At 50.7% G+C, this 3127-nt stretch carries 1 protein-coding gene and 1 pseudogene; both read right to left on the bottom strand.

Features of this window, described 5'->3' with window-relative positions:
- Positions 1–210: pseudogene (locus PORUE0001_RS00340) on the bottom strand (IS110 family transposase); the annotation flags it as partial.
- Between the two features lie 557 nt (positions 211–767).
- Positions 768–3127 (bottom strand): leucine-rich repeat domain-containing protein (locus PORUE0001_RS10760; protein ID WP_007364446.1); only part of this gene is annotated, 2360 nt, incomplete at its 5' end.

The following is a 3127-nucleotide window of genomic DNA, read 5'->3' on the forward strand; positions in this document are numbered from 1 at the left end:
AGTCTCACAGCAGAAGAGCATGGTGTCGGTCTTGACTCCTCGACCAGCGTTCTTCTTGCTCCAAGAGACGAGGCTCCGGAACCCCTTAGGGTTGTTTTCTACAGTGGTGTAGGCGAGCTGCTGCTCGCTGTCTGATTCTGATTCGTAGCGAATCAGGGTGGCGTCCAGTTTTTCTTTGGAAACGTCGATGCCGATAAAGTGATATTCCATAACTTTGTATCTGATTATTGATAAGGACCAGCTAGGCTACATTAGGCTATTACTTTAATTAGGCTCTAGGCCTTACTTTCTAATGAGTCTCAAGTAGCTGAACTCCAGAGGGTCTATAACAGACCTTAGGCTCGAAGCCTCGTAGGGACGATAGATTACCCTCTGGTTGCTGTCCTTACCTCACTACAACAAAGGTAAGAACAACCCGTTCAACTGACCTAATCTCGGGTCGATTTCTTTTCACTCTGCAAAGTTAAAGTAGGGACGCACGGTCGAGCGTCCGTTGTGTCAAAGCGAGACGAGTAACGGTTGTAGGGACGCACGGTCGTGCGTCCGTTGTAGTACAGAGAGACGTGTAACGGTTGTAGGGACGCACGATCTGTGCGTCCGTCCCCGTTAAAGATTACAATGTCCAGTTTGTATGATGACTAGGTTATATGTCTCGCCTTGACACAACGGACGCACGACCGTGCGTCCCTACAGCCGTTACTCGTCTCCTCTAACTTCTAACCTCTAATCAAAAAAGGGGCGAACTGTCGTTCGCCCCTTTTTTGATTCTATCGCCTTACCACCACACGGTGGGTTTCGCCCGCTACGCAGACTAGGTAGCCCCCGTCCGCATAGGGCGTCAGGTCAATCTGTAGCACGCCTCGGCTATCCGTGCGACCCGCATAGAGCCGTTCGCCAGTCAAGCTGTGCAGCGTCACCTCGCTAGCAGGCGTCACACCCTCCACGATGACATAGTCAGTCGCTGGATTCGGGTAGAGCTTTACCTGCTGCGTGACGGTCGTCTCCACGCCCGTGTGATCCACAAACGTCGCCTTGACCTCCGTTGCGCCCTTGACCACAACTTTCTTCGTTGCGAGGATATCCTTCCCGTTGGCCGTAAGAGCCGTCAGTTTGTAGCCAGCAGCTGGTGTCGCAACGATCGTCAGGTACGTACCATAGGGTACAGCCGTGAGGTCATCTGCACCCGTGGCTGAGATCGTTCCCTTGCCCTCCTTAGTCAGTGAAACGGCAAAGGTCGCCTGATCAAAGATTGCCTTGACAGTCACATTATCCGTAACGACCACCTTTTTCGTAGCGAGTATGTCCTCTTCACCAGCCGTAAGAGATATTAGTTCATATCCCTCGGTAGGTGTAGCGACGATCGTCAGTTCCGTGCCGTAGGGGACAGCCGTGAGATCATCTGCGCCCGTAGCGGTGATCGTACCCTTCCCCTCCTTCGTCAAGGTCACGGCAAACGTCTCCGTCTCTTTACCAGCGTAAGGCTCGTACTGGTGACGCTCTTCGTTCCACTTCATCGGAGACCAACCCTTGTCTCGCACACGCTCCACATCTGCCTTGAGGAATACGTTCCCCTCGTCAGCCGCATTGGATACAATACCAAAGAGATGTGTACTCCTCAGCGGTAGCTGTGGGAGCCCCTTGATAAGCAGTGCCATCGCCTCACCCTTGATCTGATTTCTGTAGCAAGTGAGAGAGGTCACGGCGGCGTTTTGCGACACATCCAGAGCGGTCAGTTGGTTGTTCGAGCAGTCTAGCTCAACTAGCGGAACGGTCGTTGAGAGATCCAGGCTAGTCAGCTTATTGCCCGAGCAGTGCAGCTTCGTCACATACCCTCGTATGGTGACATCTTGACTTAAGAGCGTGTACTGATGAGGCTTGCCATCAGTCTCAGGCACACCCTTGACACCGTCTATCGCCACATCGCCCTTAGCCTCCAAGGTCAGAGTAATCTGACTCCCCACCTCTTGAGCTGTACGCATCATCACAACACCCTCATCCATCACACCAAAGTAGTCTTCCCAAGAAAAGGAGTAGTGCTTTTGAGGTCGCCAATTCTTATCGTTGGCACGTCCCACGGCGGGGCGGTAGCAGAAGTTCTCCTCAGACTCATCCTCGCTGTAGTAGACAAAGTAAAACTTGCCTGACTCCTTACCATATCGATCTGGGAGGCTCTCGACTAGTTGGGCTACAGCATTGCCCCTAATCTTGTTTCTATAGCACTCTAAGCTCTTAAGACGAGTACAAGCCGATAGGTCCAAACTCTTCAGCTCATTTCTAGAACAAGCAAGCGAGGTCAAAGCACTATTTTGTAACAGTTCTAAGCTGGATAGTTGATTGCTATTGCAATTAAGGTTTGTTAAGGAAGTACAGCCCGACACGTCTAAGCTGGTCAGCTGGTTGTTGTAGCAATAAAGCGTTGTTACATCGCCTCGGATGGTTATCGTCTGACTAGTGAGCGTATAATCGTTGCAATATTGTTGAGGACTCTCACTAACACCTTCAATAAGCACATCGCCATTTGCCTCAATTTCTAGCTTAACTTTTTCTCCGACAGCTTTAGAGGTGGTCATAGTGATGACACCTTCGCCAATGCCCTTATAAGAATCCCCATTGTGCCACTTAGGGATCCAGTTCTTTTCCCGAGCTATAGCGATATCAGACGGTCTACAGAGGTTTTTCTCGTCCTCACTTCTGCTAACAACAAGACTACCTGCCGACATTCCCTTTCGATCAGGAAGACTATTCACCAACCTGGTCATATTCTCTCCGTTAATCTGATTGCCATAGCAGTAAAGCTGTGTCAAGGCGGTATTCTTTGACACGTCCAAGCTGGTCAATTGATTGTAGGAGCACTCAAGCGTTGTCAAGGCAGTACAGCCAGACGCATTCAAGCTGGTCAGTTGATTACATTCGCATCTAAGTGATGTCAAGGAGGTACAACCCGAGACGTCCAAGCTGGTCAGTTGATTAGTGAAGCAGCTAAGCGTTGTCAAGGCGGTACAGCCCGACACATCCAAGCTGGTCAGTTTATTGCCCCAGCAATTAAGCTCTGTCAAGGCGGTACAATCCGAGACACCCAAGCTAGTCAGTTGATTGCTAGAGCAGTCTAGCTCTGCCAAGGCGGTAC

The sequence above is a fragment of the Porphyromonas uenonis 60-3 genome, from assembly GCF_000174775.1.
Taxonomy (GTDB): Bacteria; Bacteroidota; Bacteroidia; order Bacteroidales; family Porphyromonadaceae; genus Porphyromonas; species Porphyromonas uenonis_A.